Raw genomic sequence first — 14,233 nt, forward strand, 5'->3', positions numbered from 1 at the left:
CGCGGATTTGATTGAGTACTCCGTCCAAGCCACAGGGCGGCTGGATATGCTCGTCAACAAGCTAGGAGACATTCTCGACGAATGCTGCGTATTCCGATGAAGCCGGCCACCGATTCCGATTTGAAGCCGGCCAGTCATTCCGATTTCATTCCGGCCACCATTCCGATTTGAAGGCGGCCGGTTTTCGGTCTGATCCTGGGTCTCGTTGATGTTTGGGTTGGGTTTTGTTTCAGGTCAAGCTTCGGTGTTTTCGCGGACGATCGGCGGGCGCTGTTTTCGCATGCTTTCACCGGTGAGATCGATGCGATAGGCGTTGTGAACGAGGCGATCCAGGATGGCGTCGGCCAAAGTTGAGTTTGCAATAATTTCCCACCAGCGATCCACGGGCACCTGACTTGTGACGATGGTTGAGCGTCGTTCGTAGCGATCCTCAATGATCTCCAGGAGATCGCGGCGTTGGTCGTCATTGAGTTTTTCAGGTCCCCAGTCATCGAGGATCAGCAGGTCGGTCCTGGCAAGAGATTTGAGGATCCTGCCGTATCGCCCGTCGCCTCTTGCAAGCGCGAGGGCGGCGAACAGCCGGGGAACCCGGTGGTAGGCGACTGAGAAGTCTTCGCGGCAGGCCTGGTGGCCAAGAGCGCAGGCAAGCCAGCTTTTGCCGACGCCGGCTGGCCCGGTGACAAGAAGACCGTGATGCTTTCTGATCCAGTCGCAGCCGGCAAGCGCCATGAACATATTGCGGTGGAGGCCGCGTGCGGCGCGGAAGTCGGCATTCTCGATCTGCGCGTCATGGCGAAGCTTGGCAGCCCTGGCGCGAGCCTCGAAACGCTTCTGGCGGCGCATGGCCGCCTCGCGTTCGAGCAGCATGGCAAGCCATTCGCCATGCTCGAGGCCGCGCACTTCGGACTGTGCGTCGAGTTCCTGGAAAGCGGTTGCCATGCCGTAAAGGCCGAGCTCTCGCAGCATGTCGATGGTGGGATTGATCAGCATGGGTGGATCTCCTCAATGAAAGTAATCAGGGCCACGCAGATTGGCGTGATCGACGATGGCGGTTGGTTCGGTGGAATGGCGTGCGGCTTTGTGGTTGGCGATGAGCGAAGCAATGCTCTTGCAGTTCAGGCCACCGATCTCGACAGCGCGGGCTGACACGGCTTCGGCCCGATTGCGATCGATGTCCCGAAACAGGCGTAGGATGCCCAGACATGTTCGAAAGCCCTGCTCGGGATGCGGACGGCTGGCGAGAATTGCGATGACCAGACCTTCGGTTTGCGGCCCGATCGACGGGGCCCAGCGGCGAAAGCGCTCCGGCGTCCATTCGGCATAGCGCCGGTGGGAACTGGGCATGTGATCCGGATCGGTTCCATGGCGAGGACCTCCATAGCGGCGCTGATGCACCGCGACGCGCTTGCCGCGGTGGAAGATCTCGATGGTGCGCGCCGTTGCTCTCAGATCGACCTGCTGACGAATGAGGCTGTGGGGCACGGAATAAAAGAAGGTCTTGAACTCGACATGATAATCCGTCGAGACGCGGGCCAAACGCCATTCGGCAAACTCGTGATCCTCCAGTGGAAGACTGGCCAAAGCCGGGCGCTCGACGGTCTCGAAGAGCTGCCGGCGACTGACGCCCAGCCGGCGCATGACGTGGTCGTTGATGCGATCGAGCGCCTGGGCAATGGCGGCATTGGCTTCAGCAAGCGAGAAGAAGGTCTGATTGCGCAGACGCCCCAAAATGCAGGACTGGGCGAAACGCACTCCATTCTCCACTTTCGATTTATCCCGGGGCTTTCTTGGCCGTGCCGGAAGAACGCCGACGCCATAGTGGGAAGCCATCATGCCGTAGCTGCGGTTGATCTCGGGATCGTAGAAACTGGCTCGACTGACGCCAGACTTCAGATTGTCGGGAATGACGAGTCTGGGAACGCCATGAAAAAAACGAAACATCCGGACATGCGAGCCAATCCAGTCGGGGAGCGTTTGCGTCCAGGTGGCCTCGGCAAAGGTGTAGCTGGACGCACCCAGCACCGCCACGAAGATCTCCGCCTCGCGGATCTCACCGGTCTTGCGATCGACAATCGGAATCTTTTTGCCGGAATAATCCACGAAGACCTTGTCGCCGGCCGCATGCTCCTGGCGCATCGTCGGTGACAGTCGCTGCTTAAATCCCCTTAGAAGTTCACAAAAGCGACTATAGCCGTAACCGTCGGGATGCGACCCACGATACTCCTCCCACAGGATGAGCAAGGTGACGCCGGGCTTCTTGAGCTCGACTGCAAGATAGGGCCAGTTCGGTTCCGTGCGTCGTCGCGTGCCCTGTTTGACGCCGTTGCGACTGAAGAGCTTGTGCTCAAGCGCATCGTCGGTCAGCTCGCCCGGCAAGGGCCAGCTCAATCCAACCGCGGCTGCACGCTGCAAATTATCCTGCACCGTACTGCGCGCTATCCCCAATACGACCGCAATCTCGCGGGAGCTCGTCCCGCTTCCGGCAAGCCGCAGCATTTGTCTCAATTGTCTCATGGTCAGCCTTCTCTTTGCCGGCATCAAAATGTCCCGTTCATGGCGAGGTGATTGATGCCAAAGTTGCTGACCCAGGAGGTAATCTTCAGTGCCGAAAACTGGCCGGCTTTTGATTGGAACGGTGGCCGGCTTCAAATCGGAATGGTGGCCGGTCTTTGATCGGAATGGCGGCCGGCTTCACGTCGGAATCCGCAGAATGCCACATCTTCGGGAGCGGGGTGGAGGAAATGTCATCAATATCGGCTCAATCGAAGGCTTGGCGTCCAACCGGGGACGTCCTGCATATTCGGCCTCGAGCGGGGATTCACGGATTCACAGCAGCGGTTGCGGTCGATCATGGGCTCGAGGGATCCGGTGCAATGCCATTGCACCGGGCTGGATCAATTCTGATCTCAGCGAGCTCTCTACATCGACAGCATGGCCGTTAGCTCCCGCGTCCGCAGAGAACTGCTCGCAATGCATCCGGTGGGGCGTCTTGGCGAACCGACTGATGTCGGAAATCTTGCAGTCTGGCTTGCCTCTGCAGAGAATGCCTTCGTGACCGGTCAGGTCTACGTCACCGACGGCGGCCGTACCAAAAAGCTGCAGCTACCGATTCCATAAACAGCGAAGTCCCGTCCTTTGTCAGGCTGTCGGATCAACTTTCTCGCTAAATCGCGTGTTGATGCGATCAATAAGGATTGCCAGAACCACGACGGCGAGGCCAGGCCAGTCGCCGCCGCGATCGAAGTGATGAAGCGCGATAAAGGCGCCGGCAGATTGGCAGCCTTTGACCGACGTCTAGCTCCCAGAGAGAGCCAACCGCAAGATCCCCCATTAAACCCGGCTATGCTGTTGTCTCTCGTATAAGCACGTCACAACACATCGTCAGCTGACGGGCATAGGTTTTCGACGCGTCCAGAACGGTACCTCTGGTCACCGCAAAAATGAAGTAAAGCGCGTGGAAGAGCGCGAAGCCGCCCTGGATGAGAATCTGTCCCTGACTAAGCGTCGCAAAGGCTGGCTGGTAACAATACAGCCCATATGCGGCCAGAACTGCAAGCAGGTTGATGGTAATGCCGTATGGCTTCAAGCCGTAGAGGTTCCTTCTGAAGCCGTAGCTGATGTTTTCGTTGAAAAGGACACGGAAGCGTTCGGTGTCGTAGGTGTTGTTACGCAGGTAGTTGTAGCACTCTACGTAAAACTGGGCGGCGCCGGCCGGGTCAGCGACTTCTGACTCGCGCGTCGGCGCAGTCTTGCCTATCTGTCTTGCGAGAAAGTTGCGGAACCGGTCCCTCGTGCCGGGATCCAAAGTCGTATCGAGATGGCTAAGTTCGGTGTTTGCGGGGAAACCACCTGATTCCTTGAATAGCTTTCGCTGCACATCCCGGCCTGCTCTGCGCGCGAGATCCGCCATGGCGTAGAACAAGACACCTATGCCCAAGGCTGTCATGGCTTCTGGCAGCCCCGGATCCTTCCATGACCCTGCAAGGAGGAAAAGAACAAATGCAGGGAGAACGGCGATCAAGGCCGGAAAGAGCCGAGCCTTTATTGAATAAGTATCTAAAAAATCCATGGTTCACCTAGAGGGGTCATGAACGATGCTGCAATACCCGCTGGGTGTTGCGATAAGTAGGACGGCGGGCGGGGATCGCTCGCCAGCGAGGTCTTTTGCCGTGCACCAGTCCGTTGGCGACGGGCCCTGCTCGGCGAGGTGGCTATGCCACGTGCCCACGTCGAGCAGGCGCTTGCCGCTCTTGAGATGCCGTTCCATCACCGCCCCCTTGAGGCCCTGCTTGCCAAGAACGAACAGCGAACTGGAGCGCTGGCTGTCTGGCGGTGCCGGCAGAAGGTCGACGACTATGATCGTCTTGGTGCGGGCGCTGCACGCGCCGACCATTAAACCTCCCGTCTCGACGTGTGGATAGACGGCAATTTCTTCCCTGATGCGCCTATCAACGTCGGCCGAAATTTTGAGGGTCCAGTCGGCGCCATCGACGGGAACCGTGATCATCGTCGGTACGACGAACGACCTCCAAGTCGTCGTCGGCGAATTGGCGTCTTGGGTGCCGACGGCGATGATGCCGCCGCCGGCGTCCTGGCTGATAAAATCTGCGAGCACCTCAGTGGCCGCCGCCGACATGGCCGAAAGGCGCGCGTCGGTCATAGGCATGGTCAGCGAACCGCAGCCATCACCTATCTGGATCTCGGTAAGGCCAAACTTTTCATCGAACAGCAACGCGCTTTCGACCTCGGTGGCCTTGGCGCTGAGTTCGACTTCCAAGTCGGCCAGCGTGGGATTTCTGCCCAGTCCCTCGTGCAGCACGAAAGCGCCTTTTCCTCTCCCAAACAGCGCGATCTCGGTCACACGGGCGGGAAAATCCGCAGGCGGGACAATGGACAGGGCGTCCCTCACAAGGAGCGACGCCGTTGTATTTACGATTGAGCTCGTGCCTGCTGGCGCGATTGTCGTGCGATTTGCCGCCTGCGCCAACCCGCGGGCGGCATCATCCAAATAAACTTGAGGCGTCTGGCCGAGCTTCGACAACTCCGACGCCAGTTCGGTTGCCTTGGCCAGTGGCAGGACGTCTCTTACCAACGCGTGCCGCGCCATGTTGTGCGGCTGCAAGATGCCCTTGTCGACAAGTGCGGTAATCGTTGCGCCGGCGCGCGCGAGATGCAGACCCACCTTCGAGCCCACACTGCCGCACCCGATCAATGCGATCTTGCCGAGGTCCGCCGACGCCGACACCGTCCGTAATAAGGTGGAGGACACCTTGTCGACCTGGCGCGCGGCGACAGCACGGCGGCCGCTTGGTCCCTGATAGAGGTTTTCCCTCTTTTTCCGTGGTGACACGTCGAAGACGTAGGGCAGCAGCTCGATGCTCGAATCGCGGCCAATCAGTTTGAACGGCCGCCGCGCACAAAAGATAACCCCGATCGGCAGGGATCCTTGGCTCGTCCATGTGGCGGATTCCCAGCGCTCTTCCAGCCGGCGCAAGAAAGCGTCAAAAGCGGGACCGAAACCGAATTCCTTAGCTCTGGCGGCGAGGTCCTCCAGCGTCTCGATGGTCTCTGGAAAGATCGTCTTGGCAATGACGTTATCGGCGGCCCAGAACACCGCAGTTATCGTCTTGCCATAGGGATGACCGGCGGCCGACACGTTGATGTCGAAGGGGAAGGTGCCAAGTTTGCCAACGGAGGCCGCCAGTTCCTCATTGATGGTTAGGTAGACCTCGTCCCCGCTGAGGCGACCCTGTCCTGATCGATACCGGAAAAAATCGGATCTCAGCCAGACCGCGCCGGCGTCGCGCCCGACCCGGCTGCGGACGGCCGCAGGGTGAACCACCACCACGTCGTCCAGGTTGTGCCGCATGACGGGTTCCCAACCGTGCTCGGGATCCATCAGCCCGTTGACGGCGGCCTTGGCCAGCCAGACCGCCATCTGCGAAAGCAGTTGAAGGATTCCGACCTCGACTAGCCCAAAGCTGCTGAAATACTCGTCGATCGAACCGTCGACGAGACAAGGCCGCGGCAGCGACTTTCCGCCGCCAGCCGACAGATGCGGCAGGTCACGGGGAAAATCTTCCCGGAGAAAGAACGAGGGACTCTTCCAAGGGTAGTTCGCAGCGATGCGGATTTCGACACGTTCCTGCAGCTTCACGCCGTTCGGGCTTGATCCCTTGGACGCATAGGGCAGGGGCATCTCAACACTGAGCACGACATAAACGCGGGCATGATCGTCGGCAACGCCGATGATGCCCGCCTTCACGCACTGCCGATGATCGGCGGCGACACGCACAAACTGATGTGCGTGTCGCTCGAATTGCTGCGCGGTCATTTGCGGCCGTGGGCCCTCGCGGCGGTCGCGATGCCGCTGACGCCGACCACTGACGCCGTCTTCTTGGCCGTCATCGCGAGTTTCTTTGCCGTCCCGGCGTGGTAGATCTTGAATTCCAGCGCGCGGTCTTCGTTCGCCGAATATTCGGTGGTGCAGACAAACCGATCGCTTTCGCCCTCGACCATGGAGACATATTCCCGTTTCGCCCGCTCGTGCGGGGGATTGGAATCGTCCTTCTTGATCGGCTTGCAACTCGCGACGATCACGGCGCCATCGCGGATTTGCGAGAGGGCGTTGCGGGCTTCCTCGCAGACCTTGACCTTCTCGCCGAGTTTGGACCAGCGGTCATAGCTCAGGGTTCGCCACGAACAGTGGTGCGGCGTCTCCATGACATCGTAGCTGAGCCAGTCGGTATTGCCTTCTTCCTCAAGAGCGTTCCAGAGTCGCTCCCAAATTGCGACGCCGGCGTCGCCACCAGTCAGGAACCGGCACATGTCCTTGTTGCCGTCGCCAGTGATGGAAAAGCGAACGATGACCGACGAGTTGTTCTTCTCGAGCAAGTCAATCAGGTCCTCGTCGTCGTCCTCAACCACCATCGGCGCAAGCAGTCGTCCTTCGAACTGGCCTTCTTCGCCCTGGTTAACGCGGGTGATGAGCTCGTACTGCTCGACGACGATGTCCATGACATCGTCGGTCTTGCCGTCCTTGTCCTTGCCCATCAGGAGGATGCGATCGCCGTCGCCGACGTCGGCGCCGATCTCGCGATAAAGGGCGACCCGACGGCGTGCCTCCTTCTTCCAAGCCTTCGCTTCGTCGCCGAGTTTGTGGTTGACACTGGCGCGCCGGAACACGATCGGGGACGACCACATCTCCCTAATAAGGATTAGGTCGTCTTCGTTATCCTCAGGAAAGTCCTCCGGGGGACCGAGATAGAAGTGCTTGCTCAGCCCTGTGATGTGATCACCGTCCGGATGGGACAGCAGGAACGCGTCGACGTACAGCCTATCTTGGTCATCGCGCGGCAACCGTTCCTTCAGATCGGCAGCGACATCGTAGGTGTCATCGTCTGGATCGTCCGCAGCTGCGCGGATGTTGATATCGAGGAGGATATTCTGGCCGTTATCGAGCTTGATGAGGGCCATGTCCCCGTTATCCACGGGAAAGAATGTAAGCGACGCTGCCAATTTCAGGACTCCTAGTGCGCGTTGTCCGCGGAATTGCCGCGGCCTCAAATCAAAGGTGTGGCTTGCAGACCGGGCCTTCGGGCAGCGAGGACCGAAAGTTAGACTACAGCAGGATGAGCGGCTTTTCCGAGGGTTCGTGGTAGATGCGCCAACTTCGAGCGTCAGGCCATCTATCTTGTCGTTATGGTGAGGCGTCAGGTCACGTTGGGAAGTGCTGCATCACTTCAATGTCTCATTCCCCACATCTCCATTTTCACCAAGTGCCGATTGTTTACCATCGAGCCAAGCCGCTGAATTTCGAGCATTGGTTCAGAACATTGGCAGGGTCTCCCACCACATTCCAACCAAGAACTTGCTAGCACGGAACCCCCGAAGCTCGTCGACGCAAAAAAATCGCCTCCCTGTTAACTTTATTGCGGAGGCGCTTCGCCTCGCCACTGTTCCTGTGACGTTGCCTTCGGCGGGAGCCGGTTCTCCTCTGGAACCTGAAAAACCGAGTAAGCGCAGTCCGCGACCGATTCTGTCCGCCGGGAAACTGCCTCCGACGAGGCCGCGTGATCGAGGTGCCTGTCTGCCGCAGCGCTTTAGTCAACAGACGCGTGAGAGTTTTGCAGTAGGTCAAATCGCCCCTCTCCGGCAATAGTTCGGGCCGGTCCACACAGGCCCGCACCGCTTTTTCTTTGGAGGCCGGCATGACTGCTCAACTACTACTTTCTCGTAGAGGAGGGCGGGAAGCGCGGCGGACGATCCGCACGGCGCCAAAGGTCGAGATGTTGCCGACGCTGAAGCGCGGCCTGCCGGTGGTAGAGCCGATGGATGCCGAACAGGTTGAACGCATTCACGAGGCTTCTCTCGCGATCCTGGAAGAAGTAGGCGTGGTGTTTCGCGATCCGATCGCGATTGAGGACTGGAAGAGAGCCGGAGCGGACGTGCGCGCGGATGACCGCGTTCATCTCGACCGCGGACTGGTCATGGAGCTCATCAAGACCATTCCCTCCAACGTCGAATATTTCGCGCGCGACCCTGCGAAGAATGTCGAGCTCGGAGGCGATAAATCCATCTTCGTGCCGATGACAGGCGCACCGTACATGCGCGATCTCGATGATGTGAGGCGTGGCCCGACAATTGCGGACCTGGGGACGTTTCATAAACTCGCGCACATGATGCCGGCGCTACATTCGTCGGCTCACCACATCGTGGAGCCGATGGACATTGTCGTCGCGCATCGGCACCTGCACATCACCTATTCGTCAATAAAGCATTCCAACAAGATTTTCATGGGCATGACCACCTCGCCCAAGAATGCCGAGGATGTGCTCGACATGTGCGAGATCCTTTTCGGTGAAGGCTTCCTCGAGACGCATGCAGTCACCACCGGAAACTGCAATGGCAATTCGCCGCTGGTATGGGACCAGGTCATGCTGGGCGGCATGCGTGCTTTCTGCCGGCGCAACCAGCCCGTCTTGTGCTCGCCCTTCGTTCTCGGCGGTGCGAACACGCCAGCCTCCACCGCGGCGGCAGTGGCGCAGCTCAATGCGGAGGCGCTTTCGGCACTCGCCTACACGCAGGTGGTGCGCAAGGGCTGCCCTGCGATTTATGGGCATTACCTGTCGACCGTGTCGATGCAATCGGGAGCGCCGATGGCGGGAACGCCAGAGATATCGCTCATGAATTTCATGATCGGCCAGATGGCTCGTCGCTATAACGTGCCCTGGCGCACTTCGAACTTGCTTGGCGGCGCCAAGATCTTCGATGCGCAAGCTGGCTATGAAAGTGCGATGACGATGATGGCCGTGCTGCTATCAGGCGCAAACTATATTTGGCATTCTGCTGGCTGGAATGAAGCCGGCATGCACTGCTCGATCGCAAAATTCGTCGTCGACGCCGAAGTCTGCGCCATGGGCTATCGCATGACGCAAGGCATCCAGTGGGACGATTTCGATGAAGCCCTGGCTGCGGTCCGCGATGTCGGGCCGGGCGGCCATTACTTTGGACATCCCCATACACAGGCCAACTTCGAGAAGGCCTTCTTTATTCCGAAACTCTTCGACAATAACTCGGTCGAGCAGTGGTACGCTGATGGCTCCAAGGACATCAAGCAACGTGCCCTCGAGCATGCGCGCCGCCTTCTGGCCGAATATGAAGAACCTAAGCTCGACGTCGCGAAGGACGAGGAATTGCGCGCGTATATCGATCGTCGCTCGCGGGAAATCCCCGCTGTCGACGCGCTCAACGAGGAATACTGAGCATCCTCATGCGCATTGACCAGATCAACGTCTATAAGGTCCAGCTGCCTGTTAAAGGTGGCACCTATCGAATGGCAAGCGACGACGTCGACGCGCTTGACAGCACCATTGTCGAGATTGTGACCGATGACGGACTGACTGGCTGGGGCGAGACCTGCCCGATCGGGCCCGTTTATCAGCCGCATCATGCACTCGGCGCACGCGCAGCCATCGCCGAAATCGCGCCAGGTCTTATCGGGGCTGAGGTTGCCTCAATCAGACTTCTTGCGAAACGGATGGACGAGCTCTTGAACGGGCATGGCTACGCCAAGGCGGCCGTGGATATGGCCTTTCTGGATCTCCTCGGCCAGAAGCTGCGCGTCCCGGTTTCAACGCTGTTGGGCGGCGCCCTGACCGACCGTGTTCCGGCCTACTATTCGCTTATCGTCGGCCCGCCAGAGGAGACGGCTCGGATTGCCGCCGAGAAGGTGAAGGCGGGGTATCTGCGGCTTCAGGTGAAGATCTCGGGAAAGGATCTCGAAGAGGATGCGGCGAACGTCCATAAGGTTTGGGAGGCGGTCGGATACAGGTCGCGCATCGCGGTCGACGGTAACAGAGGCCTCACGGTCGCTGCCGCCATTCATCTCGATCGGCTATGCCAGACAATCCCCTTTGTTTTCGAGCAGCCCTGCAACACTATGGATGAGGTCTCTACTCTGAAGGGCAGGGTCACGCATCCGATCTATCTGGATGAGAACACCGAAGATCAGAATACAGTGCTCCGGGCGATCTCCCTCGGCATCGCAGATGGCTTCGGATTCAAGGTCACCCGTCTTGGTGGCCTCACCAAAATGGCGACCATGCGTGACCTTTGCGCCATCCGCTCGTTACCGCACAGCTGTGATGACGCATGGGGTGGCGACATAATCGCGGCGGCTTGCGTGCACTTAGCTTCCACTGTGGAGCCGCGGCGTTTTGAGGGCGCCTGGATCGCGCAGGAATATATCGAAGGGCATTTTGACGCGAAGAATCCGATCGTCATTGAAAATGGTCACATCGCCGTACCGCAACTGCCAGGCCTCGGCATCAAACCGGAACCCGGCCTGTTCGGTCAGGCAGTAGCAATGTACGGATCCTAGTGAACGCACCCGCCAACATCAGCGCAATTACGTCGTTGGCCACGCCGAAAATTTCGGCGGCGGCCGATCGACGGTTTGACCTTGTGGTACTGGTGTTACCCGGGTTCTCGCACCTGGCGCTTCACGCCTATATCGAACCCTTTCGCATCGCCAACACGGTATCGAGGCTGCCGCTGTTCCGGTGGCGAATCGCGGGGCTTGACTCTCGGCCAATCGAGGGCGCCAACGGCCTTTCGGTTGCCGTTGATGTCGCGATAGACGAGCTGGTTTTCGGCTCGGACGATCGCAGACCGAACCAGCTCGCTATCGTGACGGGCGAGCCGGTAGAACAGCAACTGACGCCTGAGCTCAACGGATTTCTGCGAACGATGGCGCGTCGCGCGGTGCCGATATCTGCGGTTGGGACAGCGACATGGCTGCTCGCTCGGACGGGCCTTCTGGCAGGTACACGCTGCACGATACACTGGTCGCGGCTCGCTGCTTTCGCCGAAGTGTTCAACCAACCCCGCATAAGCGATTCCCTGTTTGTCAAGGACGGCCAGTATTCAACCTGCGCAGGAGAACTGGCAGCTTTTGACCTGGCGGTCGATCTGATCGGCAGCCATGCCGGCGGGTATATTGCACAGGAGGTCTGCCGCCACGCGACTGTCCAAGGTCAGCGCTCAGGATCAAATCGCCAGACCGGGCCGTCGGGTCTAGCCTTTGCGGGTGTGAGCGACAAGCTCCTGATGGCAATGCGGATCATGGAGGAAAATGTGGAGTTCCCGCTGACAATGGAGGATGTCGCGCAACGGGCCGGAGTATCGCGGCGCCAGCTGGAACGCTTGTTCGCTTCCCATATCGGACTTCCGCCAGTGCGTCACTATCTCCGGATTCGCACAGACCATGCGAAGCGCCTGATCGAAGGCACACGGATGCCCATCATCGACATTGCCATGGCCTGCGGGTTTACGTCTGCTTCGCACTTCGCAAAGTGCTTCAGAGCCTTCAATCGAATGTCGCCGCAGCAGTGTCGAGCGATAGTACCGGCTTGGGTTGGGCCCGGCTTAAGATGATAGATTGGTATTGAATTTAGCGGAGAACAGCGGCACCTCTAGCCATGCTAAATATTTGGAGTCGATCTGCCCACCAACAATCAGAAAGCGGCGCAACAATACGTCCGGATCATAGCGCTCAAAGCGGCGAGATGAGCCTATCCGTTGTGCTCTTCCGTGTCGACCGACGTTCACGCGGCAACCATTGGATTGATGACGGCTTTGATACGGCCCCGATCATGGTGGCGCAGGATGACTTCTCACCATTGCATGATGCGGGGGCGGCGAGGATTTCATTTCGCCCCAAGAACCTCTCTGATTGCACTATTGCGTTGGGAAGATGCTGTAGCTTCTCGGTGATGGCCGTTCAAACAGTCCAGCGCAGCTGCGGTTGGCGACGACCGGTGCGAAGATCATGCAAGCTCCGTCGCATTCTGTAACGACGGTCAGCCCGGCCATGCCTGCAAAACCCGGCCGCAGTTGTGCGGCCGGGTTGGCGGGGTCTCCAGATCTGGGTCGCGCGCAGTAGACGGATGGAGGGATCGAGTCAGGACAATGACGAAGAAGATGCCGCTTCTCTTCGAGACATTTGTGGAAAAGCTGTCGGAGAGTGTCGATGAAACAGATTTCCGGGATGCCATGGCCGGGGCGGCCACAGCACTTGATCTACTCACCTTTGCCTATTTGGCGTTGCCATTGCAATCTTGTGGCGAGCCCAAGCTGATCTCGAATTATCCGCCTCCCTGGACCGCGCACTATCTGCAAAACCAGTATCAGAAAGTCGATCCCGTCATCATGCGTGCGCGGTGTGGCGGCTGCCCGTTTCCATGGGGATCGGATTTGCGTGGCGTTGAGATGTCGCCGGCTCAACAGAAGCTTTTTGATGAGGCGGCCCAGTTCAGCATCCGCTGCGGTTTGACGATCCCGATTATCGATCGTAGAGGCTGTGTTGCAGCGATGACTTTTGCCGCTGATAAGCCCAATTCCGCATTCCTGCGCGTTGCTGAGCGATATGAACAGGCGCTCCAACTCATGGCGACATTTTTTCACATTTATGCTCGTCGAAAGCTGTCCGGCAATCGAACAGTGGACGGCGTTTCGTTGACACCTCGTGAATATGAATGCCTGCAATGGGCGGCACGCGGCAAGTCCGCCTGGGCTATCGGCTGCATCTTGGGCATCAAACCGCGTACCGTCGCTTTCCACCTCGACAATGCGAAGAAGAAGCTCGGCGTGCACACCAAGGATCAGGCCGTAGCCCTGCTGGCCTCCTCGCGATCTTCAATTCTCTGAGAAACTGAATTCGTCTTTGGTCGTCCTGAGCATGAGCACAGGCTGTTTCGGGTGGCCATTCGCCTCCAATGCAGGGCCATTCCTTCCCAGACGCCATCATGATGCAACTTATTGCACCCGATTGGTACGGTGACTTTGCCAACGAACTACATGCAATGCACCCTCTGCGAGACCGCGTTTTCAAGGAGCGTTTCCTTGCTTGAAAGGCGAAACGGAGCGCACAGCGGGATTGTTCAGCCGGCGAACAATTCCTTGTAGCCAGTTGTGACCATCCAGTTCGCACGGTCGAGATGACTACGAAGAGCCTTCCTGGCGCGCTCCGGTTCGCGTGCTGGATCGATGCCGAGGATGAGGTGGGCCATCTCTTCTTCGCTCGCATCATCGGCGGAGGCGTCTAGGAGCCGCATATAAGTCGTGAAATGCGCTTTATCGTATGCCGTGAGGCTGTCCGACCAGTGCACTTCGTCGGCAATTGGCGTGCTCGATTTAGGCTGTAACATCGCTGGTTATATCTCCGGAAAACGGCCTCCGCGAAGCCCCTCCGCCAGCGATTTAGATGCTCGATGTGGATTACATATTATAGTTGATAAACTCAAGCTGCCTAATCCGCTGGCTGTCGTGCATGGATATGCGCAGGTTGGTCGGACGTAATGTGCAGAGGATCAGGCTAAGGAAGCGTCTGACGCAGGAGCAGCTTGCCGAGATTTCCGGGTTCAGCCAGCAGTACATCAGCGGCTTGGAGAAGGGCCGAAGAAATCCGACGATCATCACGATCTATGAACTGGCATTGGCCCTCGGCGTCAGCCACACGGATCTGGTTCGGCCCGACAAACAGGCCTGACGCACCCACTTCCAAGTAATTGCTACTGGCCCGGGGGGGGGGGGGGGGGGGGGGGGGGGGGGGGGGGGGCGCCCCGGGGGGGGGGGGGGGGGGGGGGCGCGCGGGGGGGGGCGGGGGGGGCCGGCGGGGGGGAGGGTGGGGTGGTGGGGGGCGCGGGCGCCGCCGCCCGCCCGCACGGGGGTG

General features: G+C 59.1%; 12 protein-coding genes and 1 pseudogene. 7 read left to right on the plus strand and 6 right to left on the minus strand.

Annotated features, from left to right (window positions below; all coding sequences use genetic code 11):
* Window positions 1-234: 234 nt before the first annotated feature.
* Together istB and istA are read right to left on the minus strand one after the other, a co-directional pair.
* Window positions 235-990, minus strand: coding sequence for an IS21-like element helper ATPase IstB (istB, locus tag NKJ15_RS27650; RefSeq protein WP_352818959.1), 756 nt, complete (start codon window positions 988-990; stop codon window positions 235-237).
* Window positions 991-1,002: 12 nt separating this feature from the next.
* On the minus strand, window positions 1,003-2,514 hold the full coding sequence (gene istA / locus NKJ15_RS27655; RefSeq protein WP_502906955.1) for an IS21 family transposase: 1,512 nt from the start codon (window positions 2,512-2,514) through the stop codon (window positions 1,003-1,005).
* A gap of 196 nt (window positions 2,515-2,710) precedes the next feature.
* Here istA and NKJ15_RS27660 point away from each other — a divergent pair.
* Window positions 2,711-2,860: pseudogene (locus NKJ15_RS27660) on the plus strand (hypothetical protein); the annotation flags it as partial.
* A gap of 110 nt (window positions 2,861-2,970) precedes the next feature.
* Window positions 2,971-3,117: an SDR family oxidoreductase gene (locus NKJ15_RS27665; RefSeq protein ID WP_352818962.1), complete on the plus strand. Its 147-nt coding sequence runs from the start codon at window positions 2,971-2,973 to the stop codon at window positions 3,115-3,117.
* A gap of 223 nt (window positions 3,118-3,340) precedes the next feature.
* On the opposite strand, the gene NKJ15_RS27670 is transcribed toward NKJ15_RS27665, so the two are convergent.
* From NKJ15_RS27670 to mblB, 3 genes are read right to left on the minus strand one after another with little or no spacing between them, the layout of a single operon-like run.
* The gene (locus tag NKJ15_RS27670) at window positions 3,341-4,069 is read right to left on the minus strand and encodes a hypothetical protein (RefSeq protein ID WP_352818965.1); all 729 of its coding nucleotides are present in this window, start codon (window positions 4,067-4,069) and stop codon (window positions 3,341-3,343) included.
* A 3-nt stretch (window positions 4,070-4,072) separates the two neighbouring features.
* Window positions 4,073-6,334, minus strand: coding sequence for an anti-phage 6A-MBL system cap2_3 protein (gene cap2-3, locus NKJ15_RS27675; RefSeq protein WP_352818968.1), 2,262 nt, complete (start codon window positions 6,332-6,334; stop codon window positions 4,073-4,075).
* Window positions 6,331-7,491, minus strand: a complete 1,161-nt coding sequence (gene mblB / locus NKJ15_RS27680) for an anti-phage 6A-MBL system MBL-fold protein (protein WP_502906956.1) — start codon at window positions 7,489-7,491, stop codon at window positions 6,331-6,333. Before mblB ends, cap2-3 begins: the two co-directional genes overlap by 4 nt.
* 719 nt (window positions 7,492-8,210) lie before the next feature.
* On the opposite strand from mblB, the gene NKJ15_RS27685 reads away from it, so the two are divergent.
* The 4 genes from NKJ15_RS27685 (at window position 8,211) to NKJ15_RS27700 (ending at window position 13,209) form a co-directional block, all read left to right on the plus strand.
* On the plus strand, window positions 8,211-9,764 hold the full coding sequence (locus NKJ15_RS27685; RefSeq protein WP_352818996.1) for a trimethylamine methyltransferase family protein: 1,554 nt from the start codon (window positions 8,211-8,213) through the stop codon (window positions 9,762-9,764).
* 8 nt (window positions 9,765-9,772) lie between these two features.
* Window positions 9,773-10,882, plus strand: a complete 1,110-nt coding sequence (locus NKJ15_RS27690; RefSeq protein WP_352818974.1) for a mandelate racemase/muconate lactonizing enzyme family protein — start codon at window positions 9,773-9,775, stop codon at window positions 10,880-10,882.
* Complete coding sequence (locus NKJ15_RS27695) at window positions 10,882-11,937, plus strand: GlxA family transcriptional regulator (protein ID WP_352818977.1); 1,056 nt, start codon at window positions 10,882-10,884, stop codon at window positions 11,935-11,937. Before NKJ15_RS27690 ends, NKJ15_RS27695 begins: the two co-directional genes overlap by 1 nt.
* 546 nt (window positions 11,938-12,483) lie before the next feature.
* Window positions 12,484-13,209 (plus strand): autoinducer binding domain-containing protein, encoded by a 726-nt coding sequence (locus NKJ15_RS27700; protein WP_502906957.1) that lies wholly within the window; start codon window positions 12,484-12,486, stop codon window positions 13,207-13,209.
* Window positions 13,210-13,442: 233 nt separating this feature from the next.
* On the opposite strand, the gene NKJ15_RS27710 is transcribed toward NKJ15_RS27700, so the two are convergent.
* Entirely contained in the window at window positions 13,443-13,709 is a 267-nt protein-coding gene (locus NKJ15_RS27710; protein ID WP_352503551.1) for a DNA -binding domain-containing protein, read from the minus strand.
* Window positions 13,710-13,831: 122 nt separating this feature from the next.
* Here NKJ15_RS27710 and NKJ15_RS27715 point away from each other — a divergent pair, with 122 nt between their 5' ends.
* Entirely contained in the window at window positions 13,832-14,050 is a 219-nt protein-coding gene (locus NKJ15_RS27715; RefSeq protein ID WP_023730016.1) for a helix-turn-helix transcriptional regulator, read from the plus strand.
* The last annotated feature ends 183 nt before the right edge of the window (window positions 14,051-14,233 follow it).

This window comes from Mesorhizobium sp. M0207, from assembly GCF_040321995.1.
Lineage (GTDB): Bacteria > Pseudomonadota > Alphaproteobacteria > Rhizobiales > Rhizobiaceae > Mesorhizobium.

Bases quoted from the DNA above. Each gene is read 5' to 3' on its own strand.
- istB (WP_352818959.1), bottom strand. From the start codon at position 990: ATGCTGATCAATCCCACCATCGACATGCTGCGAGAGCTCGGCCTTTAC.
- cap2-3 (WP_352818968.1), bottom strand. From the start codon at position 6,334: ATGACCGCGCAGCAATTCGAGCGACACGCACATCAGTTTGTGCGTGTC.
- NKJ15_RS27665 (WP_352818962.1), top strand. From the start codon at position 2,971: ATGCATCCGGTGGGGCGTCTTGGCGAACCGACTGATGTCGGAAATCTT.
- NKJ15_RS27715 (WP_023730016.1), top strand. From the start codon at position 13,832: ATGGATATGCGCAGGTTGGTCGGACGTAATGTGCAGAGGATCAGGCTA.
- NKJ15_RS27710 (WP_352503551.1), bottom strand. From the start codon at position 13,709: ATGTTACAGCCTAAATCGAGCACGCCAATTGCCGACGAAGTGCACTGG.
- istA (WP_502906955.1), bottom strand. From the start codon at position 2,514: ATGAGACAATTGAGACAAATGCTGCGGCTTGCCGGAAGCGGGACGAGC.
- NKJ15_RS27700 (WP_502906957.1), top strand. From the start codon at position 12,484: ATGCCGCTTCTCTTCGAGACATTTGTGGAAAAGCTGTCGGAGAGTGTC.
- NKJ15_RS27685 (WP_352818996.1), top strand. From the start codon at position 8,211: ATGACTGCTCAACTACTACTTTCTCGTAGAGGAGGGCGGGAAGCGCGG.
- NKJ15_RS27670 (WP_352818965.1), bottom strand. From the start codon at position 4,069: ATGGATTTTTTAGATACTTATTCAATAAAGGCTCGGCTCTTTCCGGCC.
- NKJ15_RS27690 (WP_352818974.1), top strand. From the start codon at position 9,773: ATGCGCATTGACCAGATCAACGTCTATAAGGTCCAGCTGCCTGTTAAA.